At 62.2% G+C, this 20,477-nt stretch carries 17 protein-coding genes and 1 tRNA gene; 2 read left to right on the top strand and 16 right to left on the bottom strand.

Annotation, left to right across the window (positions count from 1 at the left end):
* Positions 1-36: 36 nt before the first annotated feature.
* Positions 37-2,409, top strand: a complete 2,373-nt coding sequence (locus ACO07C_RS01635) for an HAD-IC family P-type ATPase (RefSeq protein ID WP_421912490.1) — start codon at positions 37-39, stop codon at positions 2,407-2,409.
* Between the two features lie 317 nt (positions 2,410-2,726).
* Here ACO07C_RS01635 and ACO07C_RS01630 read toward each other — a convergent pair.
* Positions 2,727-2,811 (bottom strand) — tRNA-Leu (locus ACO07C_RS01630).
* 275 nt (positions 2,812-3,086) lie between these two features.
* Here ACO07C_RS01630 and lipB point away from each other — a divergent pair.
* Positions 3,087-3,830, top strand: a complete 744-nt coding sequence (gene lipB / locus ACO07C_RS01625) for a lipoyl(octanoyl) transferase LipB (RefSeq protein WP_421912489.1) — start codon at positions 3,087-3,089, stop codon at positions 3,828-3,830.
* 13 nt (positions 3,831-3,843) lie between these two features.
* Here lipB and ACO07C_RS01620 read toward each other — a convergent pair whose 3' ends face one another.
* The 15 genes from ACO07C_RS01620 to nuoH all read right to left on the bottom strand — a co-directional run bounded on the left by ACO07C_RS01620 (position 3,844) and on the right by nuoH (position 20,477).
* Entirely contained in the window at positions 3,844-5,094 is a 1,251-nt protein-coding gene (locus tag ACO07C_RS01620) for a site-2 protease family protein (RefSeq protein ID WP_421912488.1), read from the bottom strand.
* Between the two features lie 493 nt (positions 5,095-5,587).
* Positions 5,588-6,271: an ABC transporter ATP-binding protein gene (locus ACO07C_RS01615; protein WP_421912487.1), complete on the bottom strand. Its 684-nt coding sequence runs from the start codon at positions 6,269-6,271 to the stop codon at positions 5,588-5,590.
* Positions 6,268-7,554: a lipoprotein-releasing ABC transporter permease subunit gene (locus ACO07C_RS01610; RefSeq protein WP_421912486.1), complete on the bottom strand. Its 1,287-nt coding sequence runs from the start codon at positions 7,552-7,554 to the stop codon at positions 6,268-6,270. The genes ACO07C_RS01615 and ACO07C_RS01610 overlap by 4 nt, the downstream gene beginning before the upstream one ends.
* Positions 7,551-8,879, bottom strand: a complete 1,329-nt coding sequence (proS, locus tag ACO07C_RS01605; RefSeq protein WP_421912485.1) for a proline--tRNA ligase — start codon at positions 8,877-8,879, stop codon at positions 7,551-7,553. Before proS ends, ACO07C_RS01610 begins: the two co-directional genes overlap by 4 nt.
* Before the next feature lie 629 nt (positions 8,880-9,508).
* The gene (locus tag ACO07C_RS01600; protein ID WP_421912484.1) at positions 9,509-9,793 is read right to left on the bottom strand and encodes a DUF1467 family protein; all 285 of its coding nucleotides are present in this window, start codon (positions 9,791-9,793) and stop codon (positions 9,509-9,511) included.
* Positions 9,790-10,194: a methylmalonyl-CoA epimerase gene (gene mce / locus ACO07C_RS01595; protein ID WP_421912483.1), complete on the bottom strand. Its 405-nt coding sequence runs from the start codon at positions 10,192-10,194 to the stop codon at positions 9,790-9,792. Before mce ends, ACO07C_RS01600 begins: the two co-directional genes overlap by 4 nt.
* Before the next feature lie 110 nt (positions 10,195-10,304).
* On the bottom strand, positions 10,305-11,975 hold the full coding sequence (locus tag ACO07C_RS01590; RefSeq protein ID WP_421912482.1) for a ribonuclease J: 1,671 nt from the start codon (positions 11,973-11,975) through the stop codon (positions 10,305-10,307).
* 48 nt (positions 11,976-12,023) lie between these two features.
* The gene (locus ACO07C_RS01585; protein WP_421912481.1) at positions 12,024-12,845 is read right to left on the bottom strand and encodes a biotin--[acetyl-CoA-carboxylase] ligase; all 822 of its coding nucleotides are present in this window, start codon (positions 12,843-12,845) and stop codon (positions 12,024-12,026) included.
* A 4-nt stretch (positions 12,846-12,849) separates the two neighbouring features.
* Positions 12,850-14,286: an NADH-quinone oxidoreductase subunit NuoN gene (gene nuoN, locus ACO07C_RS01580; RefSeq protein ID WP_421912480.1), complete on the bottom strand. Its 1,437-nt coding sequence runs from the start codon at positions 14,284-14,286 to the stop codon at positions 12,850-12,852.
* An 18-nt stretch (positions 14,287-14,304) separates the two neighbouring features.
* Positions 14,305-15,810, bottom strand: a complete 1,506-nt coding sequence (locus ACO07C_RS01575) for an NADH-quinone oxidoreductase subunit M (protein ID WP_421912479.1) — start codon at positions 15,808-15,810, stop codon at positions 14,305-14,307.
* On the bottom strand, positions 15,810-17,783 hold the full coding sequence (gene nuoL / locus ACO07C_RS01570) for an NADH-quinone oxidoreductase subunit L (RefSeq protein WP_421912478.1): 1,974 nt from the start codon (positions 17,781-17,783) through the stop codon (positions 15,810-15,812). The genes ACO07C_RS01575 and nuoL overlap by 1 nt, the downstream gene beginning before the upstream one ends.
* A 10-nt stretch (positions 17,784-17,793) precedes the next feature.
* Positions 17,794-18,102 carry an NADH-quinone oxidoreductase subunit NuoK gene (gene nuoK / locus ACO07C_RS01565; RefSeq protein ID WP_227346766.1) on the bottom strand — a complete coding sequence of 103 codons (309 nt, stop codon included), beginning with the start codon at positions 18,100-18,102 and terminating at the stop codon, positions 17,794-17,796.
* A gap of 1 nt (position 18,103) precedes the next feature.
* Entirely contained in the window at positions 18,104-18,724 is a 621-nt protein-coding gene (locus tag ACO07C_RS01560; RefSeq protein ID WP_421912477.1) for an NADH-quinone oxidoreductase subunit J, read from the bottom strand.
* A 218-nt stretch (positions 18,725-18,942) separates the two neighbouring features.
* A complete protein-coding gene (gene nuoI, locus ACO07C_RS01555) occupies positions 18,943-19,434 on the bottom strand; it encodes an NADH-quinone oxidoreductase subunit NuoI (protein ID WP_013531098.1) in 492 nt (163 codons plus the stop codon).
* On the bottom strand, positions 19,434-20,477 hold the full coding sequence (gene nuoH / locus ACO07C_RS01550; RefSeq protein ID WP_421912476.1) for an NADH-quinone oxidoreductase subunit NuoH: 1,044 nt from the start codon (positions 20,475-20,477) through the stop codon (positions 19,434-19,436). The genes nuoI and nuoH overlap by 1 nt, the downstream gene beginning before the upstream one ends.

Below are 20,477 nucleotides of genomic sequence, written 5' to 3'. Positions count from 1 at the left end.
CCACAAAACCCATTCGGCGTTAGGGAGATAAACACCATGGCAACCCAACTGTCCGTGGTGGCTGCCGCGCCAGCCAAATCGGCTAGCCGAATCAATGTCGATCCGCGCGAAGGCCTGACGAGCGACGAAGCCGGCGCTCGTCTGAAGACCTCTGGCCCCAACACCATGCCGGATACAAGCGTGCATCCATTTCGGGTGGCGTTGCTAAAATTCTGGGCACCGGTCCCCTGGATGCTCGAGGGCGCGATTGTGCTGGAGTTGGTCCTCGGCAAATATGTCGAGGCAGCGATCATCGCTTTTCTGTTGGTCTTCAACGCCGCTCTTGGACTGTTTCAGGAGAGTCGTGCCCAGGCAACGCTTACGGCGCTGAAGTCCCGGCTTGCGCTAAACGCGTCTGTCCGACGGGACGGCATCTGGAAAACCTTACCCGCCGCTGAGCTGGTGCCGGGCGATCTGGTCAAGCTTTCCCTTGGTGCGGTGGTGGCAGCGGACGTGATGCTTACCAGTGGAGAGATCCTGCTCGATCAGTCCATGCTGACCGGGGAATCGGTGCCAATCGAAGCCGGCACCGGTGTTCTGACCTACGCTGGCGCGCTCGTCCGTCGGGGCGAGGCTGAGGCAGAGGTCACCGCGACTGGCACGCACACCAAATTTGGCCGCACCGCGGAGCTCATCCGCACCGCCCATGTCGTAAGCTCCCAGCAGAAAGCGGTCCTGCGCGTGGTTTGCAATCTGGCCGCCTTCAATGGCGTGGTGATCGTGCTGCTGGTCGGCTATGCGTTGCACCTCAAGATGCCGATGGCCGAGATCATACCCCTCGTCCTGACGGCCGTTCTGGCATCGATACCCGTCGCGCTGCCTGCCACATTCACACTTGCCTCGGCGCTCAGCGCACGCGCTCTCGCAAGACTTGGCGTCCTTCCAACCCGCCTGTCGGCCGTCGACGAAGCGGCATCGATGGCGGTCTTGTGCGCCGACAAGACTGGTACGCTGACGCAGAACGCGCTCACGGTGACGGCGGTTCGTCCGATGTCAGGATTTGATGAAGCCAATGTGCTTGCGCTGGCTGCGTTGGCCAGTTCGGATGGCGGACAAGACCCGGTCGACGAGGCCATTCGCGCGGCGGCGGCGGGCAAGGCCGTCTCCGACACGCCAAAATTGGTCAAGTTCGCCGCGTTCGATCCCGCGAAGAAGATGTCCGAAGCCACGGTGACAGATCATGCGGGGAGCCAGAAACGTATTGTGAAGGGCGCTTTCGCTGTCATTGTCGACCTCGTCAAATCGTCGCCGGACGCGACAAATACTGCTAAGGAACTGGAGGACAACGGCTTCAGGGTCCTGGCTGTCGCGATCGGGGTGCCGACCGCGATGAAGCTTGCAGGGCTCATCGCGCTCAGCGATCCGCCTCGCAAGGAGTCGGCCGCGCTCATCGCCGAACTGCTTGGGTTGGGTGTACGCACCGTCATGGTTACGGGCGACGCGTCGGCGACGGCGGCCATCGTGGCGAAAGCCGTCGGTCTTGTCGGCGCTATCTGTCCGCCCGGTCCAATTCCAGACGACGTCCGCCCCGAGCAGTTCTCAGTCTATGCCGGCGTCCTGCCGGAGGACAAATACAAGCTGGTCAGGATCTTTCAGAAGAATGGCCACACCGTCGGGATGTGCGGCGACGGTGTTAATGATGCGCCGGCTCTTCGCCAGGCCCAGATCGGAATCGCGGTTTCGACAGCCACCGACGTCGCCAAATCGGCAGCCGGCATGGTTCTTACCCAGCCCGGGCTCGCCGGCATTGTCGCCGCCGTCAAGGAAGGTCGTATGACGTTCCAGCGTATTCTAAGCTACACGCTGAACTCCATCACCAAAAAGACGGTCCAGGCGCTTTTTCTGGCCATCGGCTTGGTCATGACTGGCCATGCCATCCTGACGCCGCTGCTGATGGTGCTTATCATGATCACTGGCGACTTCCTCGGCATGTCGTTGACGACCGACAACGTGCGTCCATCGCCGGCGCCTAACGCGTGGCGGATAAGCGATCTCACGATCGCGGGCGTCATCATGGGAATCGGCGAACTGGTCTTCTGCGTTTCCATCCTGGCATTCGGAATCCATCGCATGGGATTCGGCATAGGGGCCCTGCAGACGCTGGCCTTCATTGCCATCGTCTTCGGCAATCAGGCGACCACATATACCAACCGCGAGCGCCGGCACCTTTGGGCCTCCCGCCCGAGCTACTGGCTCATCGTTTCCTCCCTTGCCGATCTGCTCATCGCCTCGACATTGGCGGTCGGAGGGATTGCCATGACGGCCTTGCCTGTCCTGATGGTGGCCGGCACGCTTGCAACGGCGATCGTCTTCGCCCTGCTCCTTGATCTGGCGAAGGTGCCAGTCTTTCATCGACTTGGGATTACCTGACCGCAAGGGATCCCAAAGAACGGATCGCCAAGGAAGAAAATGAAAATCATCCCAAAAGACTTCCGGGTCAAAGGAAGGAGATGAACTGGATCTCGACGTAGCCGAATTGCCCTTCGACTGCCGGCGACACCTCGCTAGCCATTGTTTCGTCACTGGCAGCCCGTCAGGCACCAGGTCTTGCAGCAATTGTCTCCGGTCGACATTCGTTGGCATAGTTTATCGATCGCCATCGATGCGGCGACCATCGCCGCAATTGGTGATCTCTATAAACCATCACTTTAAAATTAACGCGGATGCGGAGATTTCTAGAGAGAAAATGGTGCGGTCGAGAAGACTCGAACTTCCACGGGTTGCCCCACAGCGACCTCAACGCTGCGCGTCTACCAATTCCGCCACGACCGCACGTGGTAGGAGCCGGAACCAACCGGCTCGCGGCGTGTAGCAAATCGTTTCCGGCGAAACAAGTGCGCGATACGCAATAATCGCCAGTGATTTTGGCATAATGGTCGAGAACTTTGAAACGCGCCGTGAACTGGACGTTTCGGCCGATTGCCGCCATATGAAGGAGCAATGGATGTCGTCCCCAATCGCCGTGCGGTTTGGGATTGTGACACGACCAAACGAACACCCAGGGCGCGTCGCGCATTTGAAACAGCGCGCCGCGGACGAGACCCGCGATGACAGAACGCAGCCAGATAGCCACGTCTTTCCTACCCCTGCCCGGCTCCGCGCCGGTCGAATGGCGGATCGAGCCCGGTCTCACCGCCTATCCCGATGCGCTCGCCTTCATGGAAGCGCGCGCCGGCGCGATCAGAAGCGGCGGCGCCGGCGAAATGGTCTGGCTGGTCGAACATCCACCACTCTATACGGCCGGCACATCAGCCCGAATCGAAGACCTTATCGAGCCGGACCGCTTCCCTGTCTTCGCGGCGGGGCGCGGCGGCGAATACACCTATCACGGGCCGGGCCAGCGGGTTGCCTACGTCATGCTCGACCTGAAGCGGCGGCGCGAGGATGTGCGCGCTTTCGTCGCCGCGCTCGAGCAGTGGATCATCGGCACACTTGCCGCCTTCAACGTGCGCGGCGAACGGCGTGAGGACCGCGTCGGCGTCTGGGTGGTGCGGCCGAACCGCCCCGCGCTGCCGGACGGTTCACCCGCCGAGGACAAGATCGCGGCGATCGGCATCAGACTGCGGCGTTGGGTGAGCTTTCACGGCATCGCCGTCAATGTCGAGCCGGATCTCGGCCACTTCGGCGGCATCGTGCCGTGCGGCGTGCAGGATCATGGCGTCACCAGCCTTGTCGATCTCGGCCTGACGTTGACGATGGCCGATCTCGACCATGCCTTGAAATCGGCGTTCGAAGACGTGTTCGGCCCCGCTGTCGCCGTGCAAGGCGAAGCCGTGCGCAAGGCGGGCTGATTCGCGGCAAGGCTCAGATCAGCCGCGCCGAAGCCCACAAAACGCCGTAGCCATGGATGGCGAACACCGCCAGCAGGGCGGCGGCCATGGCGATTCGGTCGAACGCGCGGATCGGCTTCAGCTCATGGCGCGGTTTCACGCCACTGCGCATCGTCAGGAGGCTCAGGATCGCAAAGACGGCGCCGGCGGCAAGCAGGAAACCGGAGGAAAAGCCGGCCCGTGATCCCAGTGCCAGAAAGGCGGACAGCAGCGAAAACGACGCCAGCGCCAGCACGACCGGGCCCGGGCAGATCTGGCGGAGCACCTGCCCGCCGTCGAACTTCCACACCGGCACCAGATTGGCGATGTTGAACAGAGCCGAGCAACCGGCGAGCGTCGCCAGCAAGGCGGCGGCAAGCTTGTGTCCCTCGCCGCCGGCAAAGACACTGGCAGCCATCAGCACCGGCACCAGGAACGCCGAAAAGCCGGCGCCCATCAGCGCCACGAAGGCCACTTCGAAACGGCTGTCATAGGGCCGCCCGCCAATGGCTATGCCCCCAAGCAGAGGAATGAAGATCATGCGCGCCCTGCGATGGCCCATGAGCCGGAACGCCGCCATGTGGCCGAGCTCATGCAGGGCGACCACCGATGTCAGAATCGCCGCCAGCGCCAGGCCGCCAAGGTTCAGTCCGAAGAACGGCCACAGGATGAACGCCGAAAGAACGGCGAACCCGACCTGGCTGAGCGGATGCTCGAACCAGCCCCCTTTGCGGTAAGCACCGGTCCTGGCCCAGATTTCCAGCTTGCCGAGTTCACGCCGCATGGCGAAGTAGCGAAAAACCAGGAAGGCCACGCCTCGGTAGCGGTCGGTCTGGCTGAGAACGACGCGCGTCGCGTCGCCTTCGGGGACAAGCCTTGTGGTTTCGCGATAGTCCGCCCAGAAAGACGGATCGAGCGCGGTGTCTTCTATGACGCGCATCGAGAAGCGGCTGTACTCCTCGACGTCCTCGAGCACGATCCTGCGCTCGATGGGCTGGCCATCGCGGCCCTCCCACGACAGCCTTGTCTTGACCATGCCGCCATCACCCAGCGATTCGGCGGACAGGATCTCGCCGGACCAGCCGGCGTCGGTTCCGAGCGGCCACAGCGCCTGCCAGAGGCGCTGCCGGTCCATCTGAACCAGGCGGCTGACCCTGAGCGTGCGCACACCGAGCGGCGCGGTCATCAGCAGAAAAATCAGCCCGAGATTGGCGGCCACGAGAATGGCCGTGACGATGGGCGACACCTGGCGCTACTCCCTGTCTTCAGGGCATCCTAGCGTCATGGCGGCAAGAAAGGCTTAACAGCGCAGCCTCCTCGCCCGCCAGAAATATCAGCGACAAGCGCTGTTGATCACATCGCTCCGATCCACATCGCCATGGAAATCAGAAACGCACTCATGCACACCAGAGACACAACATCCTGAACAAGATCGGTCATAACGCTCTCCTGTTGTCGCTATGTTTCTAATTTGTTCTAATTTTGTTCTAAAGTCAACGATCAGAATCCGACCCTGTCGGGAATCGGGTGCCGTCAAACCGGCAGGGTTAAGAAATGGTTGATGGATCGCGGAACACGGCGCTTGTCCACCGGCCGAGCGCGGAAGCACTTCCGGAACGAGTTTCAACAGCTGGAATTCAAGTCAGATCGAGCCGGAGCGACAACTTGCATGAAACGCGACGCGGCAACTGGAAATTCAGGTGTCGGCCAAAACGGCCGGGCACCTGAATATCCGCATGCTAAAGCGGCACCACCTTGCCGTCGGCCAGCGTTATGCGGCGATCCATGCGCAAGGCCAGCTCGTGATTGTGGGTGGCGATCAACGCCGCCAGACCCGATTGCTTGACCAGCGCTCCCAGTGCGTCGAAAACGTAGGACGCGGTGACAGGGTCGAGGTTTCCGGTCGGCTCGTCGGCGAGCAGCACCAGCGGTGCATTGGCGACGGCGCGCGCGATGGCGACGCGCTGCTGCTCGCCGCCTGACAGTTCGGACGGGCGGTGCTGCGCGCGCTTGCCGATCTGCATGTAGTCGAGCAGTTGCGCCGCGCGCTCGGCTGCCTCCTTGCGCGACAGCCCCTTGATCAGCTGCGGCATCATGATGTTTTCCAGTGCCGAGAACTCCGGCAGCAAGTGATGGAACTGGTAGACGAAGCCGACGTCGTTGCGGCGGATCGACGTGCGCTCATCGTCGGACAGGCGGCCGCAGGCGCGGCCGGCCAGGATGACGTCGCCGGCGTCGGGCCGCTCCAGCAGGCCGGCGGTATGCAGCAAGGTCGACTTGCCGGTTCCCGATGGCGCCACCAGCGCCACCATTTCCCCGCGCTTCAGCGAGAAATCGGCGCCGTTGAGGATGGTGAGCTTGCGCGGCCCCTGCACATAGTGCCGCTCGACGCTCTTCAACTCGATAATGGCCTCGGCCATCATTCGTACCTCAGCGCTTCGACGGGATCGAGCCTTGCCGCTCGCCATGCCGGAAACAGTGTCGCCAGGAACGACAGCACCAGCGCCATGATCACCACCGAGATCGTCTCTCTCATGTCCATGCGGGCGGGCAACTGGCTCAGGAAATAGAGTTCCGGGTTGAACAGCACCGTGCCCGAGACCCAGGAGAAGAATTCGCGGATCCGCTCGATGTTGAGGCAGATGACGACGCCAAGCAGGACACCGGCGATGGTGCCGACCACGCCGATCGCCGCGCCCGTCATCAGGAAGATGCGCAGGACGGCCCCTCGCGAAGCACCCATCGTCCTCAGAATAGCGATGTCGTGACCCTTGTCCTTCACCAGCATGATCAGGCCGGAAATGATGTTGAGCGCCGCGACCAGCACGATCAGCGTCAGGATCATGAACATGACGTTGCGCTCGACCTGAAGCGCCGAGAAGAACGTCTGGTTACGCTCGCGCCAGTCCGTCAGGAAGACCGGCCGCTGCGCCGCCTCTTCCACCTTCGGCTTCAGCGCGTCGACATCGTCGGGATTGTCGACATAGATCTCGATCGTCTGCGCCTGCCCGTCCATATTGAAGAACAGCTGCGCTTCGGGAAACGGCATGTAGACGATGGAGCTGTCATACTCGGACATGCCAACTTCGAAGATGGCGCTGACCTTGTAGCCCTTCATGCGCGGCGTCGTGCCAAGCGGAGTCACGTCGCCATTGGGCGAAATCAGCGTGATGGTGTCGCCGAGCGCGAGACCGAGATTCTCGGCCATTCGGCTGCCGATGGCGACGCCCTCGCCCGCGTCGAAATTGGCGATCGTTCCTTGCTTGATATTGCCGGCGACGATCGAGATCTTGCTGAGATCCTCGCCGCGAATACCACGCACCAGCGAGCCGGCGCCGCCGCCGACGCTGCCTTGCGCCAGCACCTGTCCGTCAATCAGAGGAATGGCATATTTGACCCCGGCCACGCCGTTGATGCGGCCGGCGACGGCAGCAAAATCCTCCAGCGGCGTGTCGATCGGCTGCACGATCAGATGGCCGTTGACGCCGAGGATCCGCGTCAGGAGTTCGGCACGAAACCCGTTCATGACCGCCATGACCACGATCAGCGTCGCCACGCCCAGCATGATGCCGAGGAACGAGATCGACGCGATGACCGAGATCACCGTCTCCTTGCGCCGCGAGCGCAAATAGCGCCACGCCACCATGCGCTCGAATACGGAAAAAGGGCCGGCGCCCGCTGATCTCGCTACCGCGGCCTCGCTCATGCGGCGGCACCGAAGCGATTCTTCGCTTCAGCCAGCGGCAGGGTCTCGCGCTCGCCGGTCTTGCGGTTCTTGATCTCGACTTCGCCCGCGGCCACGCCGCGCGGTCCGACGATCACCTGCCAGGGAAGGCCGATCAGGTCGGCCGTGGCGAATTTGCCGCCTGGCCGCTGGTCGGTATCGTCGTAGAGCACGTCCTTTCCAGCAGCGGCAAAAGCAGCATGGAGCTCGCCGCAGACGCGATCGCATTCGGCGTCGCCGACCTTCATGTTGATCAGGCCGATGTCAAAGGGCGCCACGGCCTCGGGCCAGATGATGCCGTTCTCGTCATGGCTGGCCTCGATGATCGCCGCGATCAGCCGCGATGGGCCGATGCCGTAGGAGCCGCCCGACACGAAATGGTCCTTGCCGTCCGGTCCGGTCACCTTGGCGCCCATCGGCTTTGAGTATTTGTCGCCGAAATGGAAGATGTGGCCGACCTCGATGCCGCGCGCCGAGACACGGTCGTCGGTCGCGAGCTTGTCCCACGCCGCCTCGTCATGCATCTCGTCGGTGGCCGCGTAAGGCGTCGTCCACCGCTGGACGATACCAGCGATCTCCGCGTCGTTCGAGAAGTCGGTCTCAGCGCCGGGCACGGGCAGCGACAGATACTCACGTGCGCAATAGACCTGGCTCTCGCCGGTTTCGGCCAGGATGATGAACTCATGGCTGAGGTCGCCGCCGATGGGGCCGGTATCCGCCCGCATCGGAATCGCCTGCAGGCCCATGCGTGTGAATGTTCTCAGATACGACACGAACATCCGGTTGTAGGCCGCCTTGGCGCCCTCGAAGTCGAGATCGAAGGAGTAAGCGTCCTTCATCAGGAACTCTCGCGAACGCATCACGCCGAAGCGGGGCCGCACCTCGTCCCGGAACTTCCATTGGATGTGGTAGAGATTGAGCGGCAGGTCCTTGTAGGACTTCACATAGGCGCGCACGATCTCGGTGACCACTTCCTCATTGGTGGGCCCGTAGAGCATGTCGCGGTCCTGCCGGTCCTTGATGCGCAGCATCTCCTTGCCGTAGTCGTCATAGCGACCGCTTTCGCGCCACAGTTCGGCGGACTGGATCGTCGGCATCAGGATTTCGAGCGCACCGGCGCGGTTCTGTTCCTCGCGGATGATCTGGCAGACCTTTTCCAGCACGCGCTTGCCCAGTGGCAGCCAGGAGAAACTGCCTTGCCCCTGCTGGCGGATCATGCCGGCACGCAGCATCAGCCTATGCGAGACGATTTCAGCCTCGCGGGGATTTTCTTTCAGGATGGGCAGGAAATAGCGCGACAAACGCATGGACTGGTCCGTGAGTGAGGATAGCCGCGCAGGAATCGCGCGGCATTGGCTTGCTTGCCCCGGCTTCATAGCCATTTCATGGCAGGATGGAAACCCGCCCGCCGCATTGGCTGGAAATCGGAAACCGATCGCCGCACGGCTTGATGTTCAACTTCAGCGTGCCGGGCGCACCTGCTGCTCCGCCGAATGCGGCACGCTCGGCGAACAATAGTACCCTCGGGTCGCATACTGTTCTATTTGCAAGCAAAGCCTGCCACACTATTGTGCAGTGCAGCACGAGATTGCCCGTTTCAGGGCAAAATTCTTCGTGACATTTTCATCTGCCTTAGGCTAGTGTGCCCCGATAACCGAGAGGGCAGAAAAAAATCTGCTCTCCTACGCGGTCAAAGTCTTGGGAGGATGCGATCTAGGCGCGGTTACTCGCTGCCGCCGGAAACCGGAAACAGATCGGACGCGTTTAAATTGCAAGGCCTCGTGCCTTGCATTTTTTTTGTGCAAACATCTGCTTAGCGCCAAGAGCTCTCAAACCGCATCAGCGTGTCTCGGCAACAGGCTCAACAGGCCGAGCTGGCCAGTCAACCGGCCTGACGCATCACCCAAAGACAACCCGGCTGGCTATGACGACGAACCTATTTTGCCAGCGTGGACGGCGCTTCGGGAATGATATGCGGGATCTCGCTGAGGCTGTATCCCAGTCCGTGCGTCAAGCCGTAGAAAATGCCCATGACAACAGCCGTGACGAGTGTGGTGCGGACAACGGCGCGCAGCATGTGAGGCCCGCGCGGTGCGCTGGCAACCGTGCCTAGCGTCACGTCGCGATCGTCGTCCTGCGTCCTGACGCTGAACGGAAGCACGACAAACAGAACAATCCACCAGGTTGCGAAGAACAGCGCGGTGAATGAAATCCAGCTCATGATTGTTCCAATTCGATCAGAGTGCCGAAGAAATCCTTGGGGTGCAGGAACAGCACCGGCTTGCCATGCGCACCGATCTTCGGGTTCCCGTCAGCCAGCACGCGCGCGCCAGCGGCCTTGAGCTGGTCACGAGCAGCCAGTATGTCCTCCACTTCGTAGCACAGATGATGCATGCCGCCCGAGGGGTTCTTCTCGAGAAACGCCGCGATCGGCGAGCCCTCGCCCAAAGGTTCCAGCAATTCGATCTTGGTGTTGCCGACGTCGACAAACACCACCGTCACGCCATGTTCAGGCAGCGCCTGAGGCTCGCCAACGCGAGCGCCCAGCGTGTTGCGATAGGCGGCACTCGCCGCCACCAGATCCGGCACGGCAAGCGCGACATGGTTCAGACGTCCGAGCATTCGAGCTCCGTGAAGGGTTAGGGCAACAAGGCAATAGGCAGCAGGTAAACGGCTTGAGCACGACGCTACTTGATTTCGCCTACTGCCCTACTCCCTTATTCCCCTGTTCGTCACCGCGTGACGAACACTGTCACCAGCGGCTTCTTGCCCCAGGCTTCGTTGGCGGCACCGCGCACCGCACGGCGCACGGCCTCCTGCACCATGTCGAGATCCTTGCGCCGCTGACGGGGAATGGAGTCCACCGCGCCGACCGCGGCATCGATCATCAGATCCTCGAGCGCCTCGCCACGGGCGTCGGCTTCGGCGACGCCAATCGCGACCAGATCGGGGTCGCCGGCCAACTCATACTTGTCGTCCAGCACGACGTTGACGGCGACATGTCCGGCAAAGGACAGCTTGCGCCGGTCGCGAATGCCCATGGCCTGGTCGGTGCCGATCAGATTGCCGTCCTTGTAGATACGGCCGAACGGCACCTGGTCTATGATGGTGGCAGCACCGGGAGCGAGCCGCAGCATGTCGCCGTCGCGCACCTGCGCCACCTGGCCGATGCCGGAGGTCGACATCAGCGATCCCTGCGCCACCAGATGCGCCGCCTCGCCATGGACGGGAACGCCGATCCGCGGACGCACCCATTCATACATCTTGCGCAATTCGCTGCGGCGCGGATGGCCGGAAACATGCACCAGCGCATCGCCATCCTCGATGATCTTGATGCCGAGGTCGATGAGCCGGTTCTTGATCTCGAGGATCGCCTTCTCGTTGCCGGGAATAGTGCGCGAGGAAAACACCACCGTGTCGCCGGCCGTCAGCGAGACCGACTTCATCTCCTCGCGCGACAGTTTGGCAAGTGCCGCCAGCGGTTCGCCCTGGCTGCCGGTGCAGATGATCACCAGATTCTCGCGCGGAATGAAGCCGTAATCCTCCTCGCCGATGAAGTCGGGCAGGCCGTCCATATAGCCGAGTTCACCGGCCACATCGATGACGCGCTTCAGTGAACGCCCCAGCACCAGGCACTGGCGCCCGGCGTCGCGGGCTGCCTTCGCGATGGAAACGATGCGCCCGACATTGGAAGAGAATGTGGTGACTGCGACGCGGCCCTTGGCGCTCTGGATGACTCCCTTGAGGCCTTCTCCAACCGCTACTTCTGAAGGAGACTCCCCTTCCCGCAGCGCATTGGTCGAATCGCAGATCAACGCCAGAACGCCCTTGTCGCCATAGGCGCGGAAGCGTGCCTCGTCGGTCTTGGGTCCAATCGTCGGTTCGGGATCGATCTTCCAGTCGCCGGTGTGGATGACCGTGCCGAGCGGGGTGGTGATGGCCAGCGACATTGGTTCCGGAATAGAATGCGCGACCGGGATCGCCTCGATCTGGAATGGGCCGACGGTAAACGTCTCGCCGGCGCGGTAGATCGTCACCGGGATTTTCGGCGCACCCTGTTCGCCCTGCCGCTTGGCCTCCAGCAAACCGGCGCTGAACGGCGTCATCCAGACCGGCACCTTCAGCTTCGGCCAGGTGTCGAGCAGCGCGCCATAATGGTCTTCATGCGCGTGCGTGATGATGATGCCGCGCAGATTGGCGAGGTTCTCCTCGATGAACCGCGTGTCGGGCAGCACCAGGTCGACACCGGGCAGGCTGGCATCGGGAAAAGTGACGCCGACATCGATGACGATCCATTCGCGGGCATTGGCCGGACCGTAGCCATAGAGCGCGAAGTTCATGCCGATCTCGCCGACGCCGCCGAGCGGTACGAAGACGAGTTCAGCGTTTTCCGCTTTCGCCATGATATTCCCTTCCTGGCCGGTCAAGCCAAGCCCATCAAACCAAGCCCGTCAAACACGGGCTGACGCGACCGCGCCGAAATGGACGTCGCCAGCGGCAACCGTCACAACCGAACCTTCATCGTCGCGGATCACGAAACGGCAGTCCTCGTCAATGGTTTCAAAGGTACCGCGCACCACATTACCGTCAATTCTGACAGCAACCTGACCGCCAAGCCCCGCGGCTCGCTTCAGCCACCGCTGTCTGATCGCCGAAAGCCCGCGTCCGTCATCCCAAAGCCGGGCATTCTCGCTCCAGGCATCCGAAAGCGCCAGGAACAGGGTTTCCGCATCGCAGGTCGCCCCCAATGCGCCAAGCGATGTCGCCGGATAAGGCAGATCATCGGGAAAAGCCACAACATTGACGCCGATGCCGACCGCGACGCCGAAACGGCCGCCTTCCAGCACCGCCGATTCCAGCAGAATGCCTGCAAGCTTGGCGCCGGAGGCCAGCACGTCGTTGGGCCATTTGAGCTCGAAGCGATTTCGCCCTTCGCTGGCGCCGTCCAGGCCCACGGCGATGCGCCCCTTCGGCACGACAGCATCCAAGGCATCGGAGAGTGAGAGGCCGGCGACGAAGCCGAGCGTCGCGGCCACCCGAAGCTCCGCCTTGGTGACGACGAGCAACGTCGCCGCCAGATTGCCTTCCGGCGACAGCCAGGCACGGCCGCGCCGGCCACGCCCGCTTTCCTGCTTCTTGGAAACGACCCACAACTTGCCGGGGTCGCCTGCCCTCGCATGGTCCAGCGCCACCGCATTGGTGGAGCCGACGCTGTCATGCGCCTCGAGCCGGAACCCTTCCGACACCGAGGTTGGAGCCAGCCGAAATGCCATGCCGTCAGAAAAATGTCTTGGCGGCGGCTTCGGCGTAGGTGCCTATCGGCCCGCCGATCAGCACGTAGAACAGCACGAAGGCGCCGGAGACGCCGAGCACGATGCGCAGTTCACCGCCCATCGGCACGAAGCCGCCGACCGGCTCATCGAACCACATGATCTTGATGATGCGCAGGTAGTAATACGCGCCCACCACGGAAGCCAGAACGCCGATGATCGCCAACGCATACAGGTGGGCGTTGATGGCGGCGAGGAAGACATACCACTTCCCCCAGAAGCCGGCGAGCGGGGGAATGCCGGCCAGAGAGAACATCAGGATGGTCAGGATGGTGGCCATGATCGGGTTGGTCGTTGCGAGACCTGCCAGATCGCTGATCTTCTCGACATTGCCTTCCTTGCGCCGCATGGCGAGGATGAAGGCGAAGGTTCCCAGCGTCATCACAAGATAGATCAGCATGTAGATGGCGACGCCGCGCACCCCGTCCTGGCTGTTGGCGGCGAGGCCGACCAGTGCGTAGCCCATATGACCGATGGACGAATAGGCCATGAGTCGCTTGATGTTGGTCTGGCCGATCGCGGCGAAGGCGCCCAGTACCATCGAGGCGATCGAGATGAAGACGATGATCTGCTGCCAGTCGGAAGCGATCGGCTTGAACGCGCCCATGGTGACGCGCACCAGCAGCGCCATGGCCGCCATCTTCGGTGCCGCCGCCAGGAAAGCCGTCACCGGGGTGGGCGCGCCTTCATACACGTCGGGCGTCCACATGTGGAACGGCACCGCCGATATCTTGAAGGCAAGGCCGGCAAGCACGAAGACGAGGCCGAAGACGAGGCCAAGCTGACGCTCGCCGCTGCCCAGCGCCGACGCGATCTCCTGGAAGCCGGTGTTGCCGGTGTAGCCGTACACCAGGCTGATGCCGTAGAGCAGCATGCCCGACGACAGCGCGCCAAGCACGAAATACTTCAGGCCGGCTTCGGTCGATCGCAGATTGTCGCGGTTTATCGCGCACAGCACGTAGATCGCCAATGACTGCAGTTCGAGGCCGAGATAGAGGCCGATCATGCTGTTGGCCGAGATCATCAGCATCATGCCGAGCGTGCACAGCAGGATCAGCACCGGATATTCGAACTTGTCGAAATGCTCCGCCTTGGCGAAGCGCAGCGACATGACCAGCGTCACGGCGGAGCCAACCAGCGCCAGCACCTTCATGAAGCGGGCGAAGGAATCCTGGATGAAGGCGCCGCCATAGGCGCTACCCTGCCCGGTGGAGAAGATCATCCACCCGCCGGCGATCACCAGCACGATGACGGCAAGGCCGGTGACCAGTGTGCTGGTGTTGGCGCGCGAATAGGCGCCGACCATCAAAAGCACGAGGGCGCCGATGGCGAGGATGAGCTCTGGCGTCGAGAGCGACAGGCTGGAGATAAGGTCCGGCGTCATGGTTCGCAAAACCCCTGGTCAGTTCGCCGCCGCGGTCTGCGCGGTGCCGATGGATGCGGTGACATTGGTGACGAGCGCTTTGACCGATTGGGCCGTCGCGTCGAAGACGGGTGCCGGATAGACGCCGAAGAAGATGATCAGCACGACGAGCGGATATATGATCACCTTCTCGCGCAACGACAGGTCGAGCAGGTTTTTCAGGCTGTCCTTGGTCAGCGCGCCGAAGATCACCCGGCGGTAGAGCCAGAGCGCGTAGGCGGCCGACAGGATGACGCCGGTGGCGGCGAAGAACGCCACCCAGGTGTTGACCCTGAACACGCCGAGCATGGTCAGGAACTCGCCGACAAAGCCTGACGTGCCGGGCAGGCCGACATTGGCCATGGTGAAGATCAGGAACACGGTCGCGTATTTCGGCATGTTGTTCACGAGCCCGCCATAGGCGTCGATCTCGCGTGTATGCATGCGGTCATAAATGACGCCGACGCACAGGAACAGCGCGCCGGACACAAGGCCATGGCTCAGCATCTGGAAGATCGAGCCCTGGATGCCTTCCTGGTTCATCGCGAAGATGCCCATGGTGACGAAGCCCATATGCGCGACCGACGAATAGGCAATCAGCTTCTTCATGTCCGCCTGCATCAGCGCCACCAGCGAGGTATAGATGATGGCCACGACGGAAAGCGTGAACACCAGCGGCGCGAACATTTCCGACGCGAGCGGGAACATCGGCAGGGAGAAGCGCAGGAAGCCGTAACCGCCCATCTTGAGGAGAATGCCGGCCAGGATCACCGAACCCGCCGTCGGTGCCTCGACGTGCGCGTCGGGCAGCCAGGTGTGCACCGGCCACATCGGCATCTTCACCGCGAAGGAGGCGAAGAAGGCCAGCCATAGCCATGTCTGCATGTTGGCCGGGAAGTTGTGGCTCAAAAGCGTCGGGATGTCGGTGGTGCCTGACTGATAGAACATCGCCATGATGGCAAGCAGCATCAGCACCGAGCCGGCGAGCGTATACAGGAAGAACTTGAACGAGGCATAGACGCGCCGCTTGCCGCCCCAGACGCCGATGATGATGAACATCGGGATCAGGCCGGCTTCGAAGAAGACGTAGAACAGAACGATGTCCAGCGCGCAGAACACGCCGATCATCAGCGTTTCCAGCAGCAGGAAGGCGATCATGTAGGCCTTGACGCGCTTCTCGATCGATTCCCACGAGGCCAGGATGCAGAGCGGCATCAGGAAGGTGGTGAGGATGACGAACAGCATCGAAATGCCGTCGACGCCCATATGATAGGAGATGCCGGAGTCGAGCCAGGCAACCTTCTCGACGAACTGGAAGCCGGCCTGCGAATTGTCGAAGCCGGTCCAGATGAACAGCGAGATCAGGAACGTGAAGGTCGTCGTCAACAGCGCGATGGCGCGGATGTTGCGGCGTGCGTTCTCGCTGTCATCGTTGATGAACAGGATAAGCAGCACACCAACCAGCGGCAGGAAGGTGACCAGCGACAGAATGGGCCAGGTGGTCATCAGAGCATCATCCAGGTGACGAGTGCGGCAACGCCGATCAGCATGGCGAAGGCATAGTGATAGAGGTAGCCGGTCTGCAGCTTGACGACCCGGTTGGTGACATCGACGACGCGCGCCGAAATACCGTCGGGACCGAGACCGTCTATGATGGTGCCGTCACCGGTCTTCCACAGGAAGGTGCCGAGACGCTTCGCCGGCCGCACGAACAGGAAGTCGTAGAGCTCGTCGAAATACCATTTGTTGAGCAGGAAGGCGTAGAGCCCGCGATGCTGCGCAGCCAGGTTCTTCGGCATCTCCGGCGAGCGGATGTAGAACTTCCAGGCCAGCGCGAAGCCGATGAGCATGGCGATGAAGGGCGACAGTTCGACCCACAGCGGCAGTTCATGAATCTCATGCAGGATATGGTTGTCCGGCAGCGTGAACAGCGATGCCTTCCAGAACTCGGCATACCCTTCGCCAATGAAGGCGCCGTGGAAGATGATGCCCGCGAACAACGCACCAGCGGCCAGGATGAACAGCGGCACCAGCATGACAGGCGGCGATTCATGGACGTGGTGCATGACGTCGTGGCTCGCGCGCGGCTTGCCGTGGAAGGTCATGAAGATCAGTCGCCAGGAGTAGAACGAGGTGAAGCATGCGGCGATGACCAGCAGCACGAAGGCAAGGCCGGCAACCGAATTGTGTCCCGCGAACGCGCTCTCGATGATCGCGTCCTTGGAGAAGAATCCGGCGGTGCCGATGACGGTCACCGGAATGCCGACGCCGGTCAGCGCCAGCGTGCCGATCACCATCATCCAGTAGGTGGTGGGGATCAGCTTCCGCAACCCACCCATCTTGCGCATGTCCTGCTCGTCGGAAACGGCATGGATGACCGAGCCCGAGCCGAGGAACAGCAGCGCCTTGAAGAAGGCGTGGGTGAACAGGTGGAAGATCGCGGCACCATAGGCGCCGACGCCCAGCGCCACGAACATGTAGCCGAGCTGCGAGCAGGTCGAATAGGCGATGACGCGCTTGATGTCGTTCTGGACGAGGCCGACCGTTGCCGCGAAGAAGGCGGTGAAGGCACCGATGAAGGTGACGACGGTCAGCGCCGAATGCGACAGTTCGAACAGCGGCGACAGGCGCGCCAGCATGAACACACCGGCCGTCACCATGGTGGCGGCGTGGATGAGCGCGGAGACCGGCGTCGGGCCTTCCATGGCGTCCGGCAGCCAGGTGTGCAGCGGCACCTGGGCCGACTTGCCCATGGCGCCCATGAACAGCAAGAGGCAGACGACGGTCATGGCCGCCTGCTTGTCCAGCGCATGGCCGAGGAAGGTCAGCACGGCGGCGCCTTGAGGCGCGCCCTCGGCCGGGATGAAGGTCGCGGCATTGGCGAAGATGGTGCCCAGATTGACAGAGCCGAACAGCACGAACACGCCGAAGATGCCGAGCGCGAAACCGAAATCGCCGACGCGGTTGACGACGAAGGCCTTGATCGCGGCGGCGTTGGCCGACGGCTTCTTGTACCAGAAACCGATCAGCAGATAGGAGGCGAGGCCCACCCCTTCCCAGCCGAAGAACATCTGTACGAGGTTGTCAGCCGTCACCAGCATCAGCATGGCGAAGGTGAACAGCGACAGGTAGGCGAAAAAGCGCGGCCGGTTCGGGTCGTGGTGCATGTAGCCGATCGAATAGATGTGGACCAGCGCCGACACCGTGTTGACCACCACCAGCATCACGACCGTCAGCGTGTCGATGCGCAGCGCCCAGGAGGCCTCGAGCCCGCCCGACTGGATCCAGCGCAGCACCGGCACGGTGAACACTTCGCCATGGCCGAAGCCGACGCTGAAGAAGGCGACCCAAGACAGAACAGCCGATATCACCAGGAAGCCCGAGGTGATGTATTCGGAGGCCTTGGCGCCGAGCGAGTTGCCGAACAGGCCGACGATCAGGAAGCCAAGCAGGGGAAGGAAGACGATCGCTTGATACATAATAGCCCCGTCAACCCTTCATCATGTTCACGTCTTCGACCGCGATAGAGCCGCGGTTGCGGAAGAAGACGACGAGAATGGCAAGTCCGATAGCGGCTTCAGCCGCCGCGACCGTCAGCACGAACAGCGCGAACACCTGGCCGACCAGATCGCCGAGCACCGCCGAGAAGGCCACGAAATTGATGTTGACCGCCAGCAGGATCAGTTCGATCGACATCAGGATGACGATGATGTTCTTGCGGTTCAGGAAGATGCCGAACACGCCCAGCGTGAACAGGATCGCCGATACGGTCAGGTAGTGCGCGATGCCGACGACCATCTCAGAGTCCCTCGCCTGTCTTGACCTTGCGGATTTCCATTCCGGTGGCCGGCGTGCGGCCGACCTGGGCGGCGATCGACTGCCGCTTGACGCCCTGCTTGTGGCGCAGCGTCAGCACGATGGCGCCGATCATGGCCACCAGCAGGATGAGTCCCGAAACCTGGAAGTAATAGAGGTAGTCCGTGTAGAGGATATCGCCGAGCGCGCCGGTGTTCGTACGCGTCGCGAGATCCGGGATCGGCTTGGACACGGTCGAGGCCAGCTTTGGTGCGAATGTATAGCCGCCGAGCACGACGATCAGCTCCGCCGCCAGTATCAGCCCGACCAGCGCGCCGATCGGCGCGTATTGCAGGGCGCCGCTCTTGAGTTCAGCGAAATCGACGTCGAGCATCATGACGACGAACAGGAAAAGCACCATGACCGCGCCGACATAGACGACGAGCAGGATCATCGCCAGGAATTCGGCTCCGGTCAGCATGAAAAGGCCGGCGGCGTTGAAGAAGGTCAGGATCAGGAACAGCACCGAATGCACGGGGTTGCGCGATGAAATGACCATGAACGCCGACGCCACCGCGACAAAGGCGAAGAGGTAGAAAAAGGCCGCCTCTAGTCCACTCAGCATGGGTTCCCCCGGGTTCCTGTCCGGACTGGCTCACGCCAGTCCGTATCTATGGCTTCGTTCCGCCTCCGGTGCCGAAGCCGCGTTGTCCTAGCCCATGTTCCGACCGGGTTGAAAGGCCCGCCCGAAAGAAACATGGGCAACTTTTTAGTTCGCAAGGATGATCTTGCCCGAAACGCCGGGATCATCCCCTCAGGCGAGGCCCCTCGCCCCGTCCAATATCAGCGATACGGCGAGTCCAGCGAGATGTTGCGCGCCAGTTCGCGCTCCCACCGGTCGCCGTTCGCCAGCAGCCTGTCCTTGTCGTAGTAGAGTTCCTCGCGCGTCTCCGTCGCGAATTCGAAATTCGGTCCCTCGACGATGGCGTCGACCGGGCAGGCTTCCTGGCAAAAGCCGCAATAGATGCACTTCACCATGTCGATGTCGTAGCGCACGGTGCGGCGCGTGCCGTCATTGCGGCGTGGGCCGGCCTCGATGGTGATGGCCTGTGCCGGGCAGATCGCCTCGCACAGCTTGCAGGCGATGCAACGCTCCTCGCCATTGGGATAGCGGCGCAGCGCGTGTTCGCCACGGAAGCGCGGGCTGGTCGGCCCCTTCTCGTGCGGGTAGTTGATCGTCTCCTTCGGAGCGAAGAACTGGCGCATCGATAGGAAGAAGGCGCTGACGAAATCCTGCAGCAGCAGTGATTTTGCGGCCTGTGAAAGAGCGGACATCACGCAAACCCCGTGATCTTGAGGAAGGCGGCGGTGGCGACCACCATGAACAGCGAGATCGGCAGGAACACCTTCCAGCCGAGACGCATCAGCTGGTCGTAGCGATAGCGCGGCACGAACGCCTTCACCATCGAGATGCCGAAGAACACGAAGCAGACCTTCAGCACGAACCAGATGACGCCTGGCACCCAGGTGAAGGGCGCGAAGTCGAACGGAGGCAGCCACCCGCCAAGGAACAGGATGGTCGCCAGCGCGCACATCAGCACGATCGCGACATATTCGCCGAGGAAGAAAAGCAGGAACGGCGTCGACGAATATTCGACCATGTGGCCGGCGACGAGTTCCGATTCGGCCTCGACAAGGTCGAAGGGCGGGCGGTTCGTCTCGGCCAGCGCCGAGATGAAGAAGATGATGAACATCGGGAACAGGCACAGCCAGTTCCAGTCGAGGAACGTGTTGGGCAGGCCAAGCCGGGTGCCAATGCCATCATGCTGCGACAGCACGATATCGGTCAGGTTGAGCGAGCCCGCGGTGAGCAGAACCGTGACGATCACGAAGCCGATCGAGACTTCGTAGGAAACCATCTGCGCCGCCGAACGAAGCGCGCCAAGGAACGGATATTTCGAATTGGATGCCCAGCCGCCCATGATCACGCCATAGACCTCGAGCGAGGAGATGGCGAACACATAGAGGATGCCGACATTGACGTTGGCGATCGCCCAGCCCTCGTTGACCGGAATGACCGCCCAGGCCGAAATCGCCAGCACCGCGGACACCAGTGGCGCCAGCAGGAAGACGCCCTTGTTGGCGCCGGACGGGATCACCGGCTCCTTGAACACGAACTTCAACAGATCCGCGAAGGCCTGCAGCGTGCCCCATGGGCCGACGACGTTCGGGCCGCGCCGCAGCTGCACCGCCGCCCAGATCTTGCGGTCGGCATAGAGGATGTAGGCCACGAAGATCAGCAGCACGACGATCAGCACGACCGACTTCAGGAGAATGATCAGCGCCGGCAGCACGTAGAAGGAGAAGAAGGTTTCCAT

This window comes from Mesorhizobium sp., from assembly GCF_965229135.1.
Taxonomy (GTDB): Bacteria; Pseudomonadota; Alphaproteobacteria; order Rhizobiales; family Rhizobiaceae; genus Mesorhizobium.
The sequence above is the reverse complement of the archived record's forward strand: the minus strand, read 5'-3'. Positions and strand labels throughout refer to the sequence as shown.

Coding starts and splice junctions, on each gene's coding strand:
- ACO07C_RS01635 (WP_421912490.1), top strand. CDS start 37: ATGGCAACCCAACTGTCCGTGGTGGCTGCCGCGCCAGCCAAATCGGCT.
- lipB (WP_421912489.1), top strand. CDS start 3,087: ATGACAGAACGCAGCCAGATAGCCACGTCTTTCCTACCCCTGCCCGGC.
- ACO07C_RS01615 (WP_421912487.1), bottom strand. CDS start 6,271: ATGATGGCCGAGGCCATTATCGAGTTGAAGAGCGTCGAGCGGCACTAT.
- ACO07C_RS01610 (WP_421912486.1), bottom strand. CDS start 7,554: ATGAGCGAGGCCGCGGTAGCGAGATCAGCGGGCGCCGGCCCTTTTTCC.
- proS (WP_421912485.1), bottom strand. CDS start 8,879: ATGCGTTTGTCGCGCTATTTCCTGCCCATCCTGAAAGAAAATCCCCGC.
- ACO07C_RS01600 (WP_421912484.1), bottom strand. CDS start 9,793: ATGAGCTGGATTTCATTCACCGCGCTGTTCTTCGCAACCTGGTGGATT.
- mce (WP_421912483.1), bottom strand. CDS start 10,194: ATGCTCGGACGTCTGAACCATGTCGCGCTTGCCGTGCCGGATCTGGTG.
- ACO07C_RS01590 (WP_421912482.1), bottom strand. CDS start 11,975: ATGGCGAAAGCGGAAAACGCTGAACTCGTCTTCGTACCGCTCGGCGGC.
- ACO07C_RS01585 (WP_421912481.1), bottom strand. CDS start 12,845: ATGGCATTTCGGCTGGCTCCAACCTCGGTGTCGGAAGGGTTCCGGCTC.
- nuoN (WP_421912480.1), bottom strand. CDS start 14,286: ATGACGCCGGACCTTATCTCCAGCCTGTCGCTCTCGACGCCAGAGCTC.
- ACO07C_RS01575 (WP_421912479.1), bottom strand. CDS start 15,810: ATGACCACCTGGCCCATTCTGTCGCTGGTCACCTTCCTGCCGCTGGTT.
- nuoL (WP_421912478.1), bottom strand. CDS start 17,783: ATGTATCAAGCGATCGTCTTCCTTCCCCTGCTTGGCTTCCTGATCGTC.
- nuoK (WP_227346766.1), bottom strand. CDS start 18,102: ATGGTCGTCGGCATCGCGCACTACCTGACCGTATCGGCGATCCTGTTC.
- ACO07C_RS01560 (WP_421912477.1), bottom strand. CDS start 18,724: ATGCTGAGTGGACTAGAGGCGGCCTTTTTCTACCTCTTCGCCTTTGTC.
- nuoI (WP_013531098.1), bottom strand. CDS start 19,434: ATGTCCGCTCTTTCACAGGCCGCAAAATCACTGCTGCTGCAGGATTTC.
- nuoH (WP_421912476.1), bottom strand. CDS start 20,477: ATGGAAACCTTCTTCTCCTTCTACGTGCTGCCGGCGCTGATCATTCTC.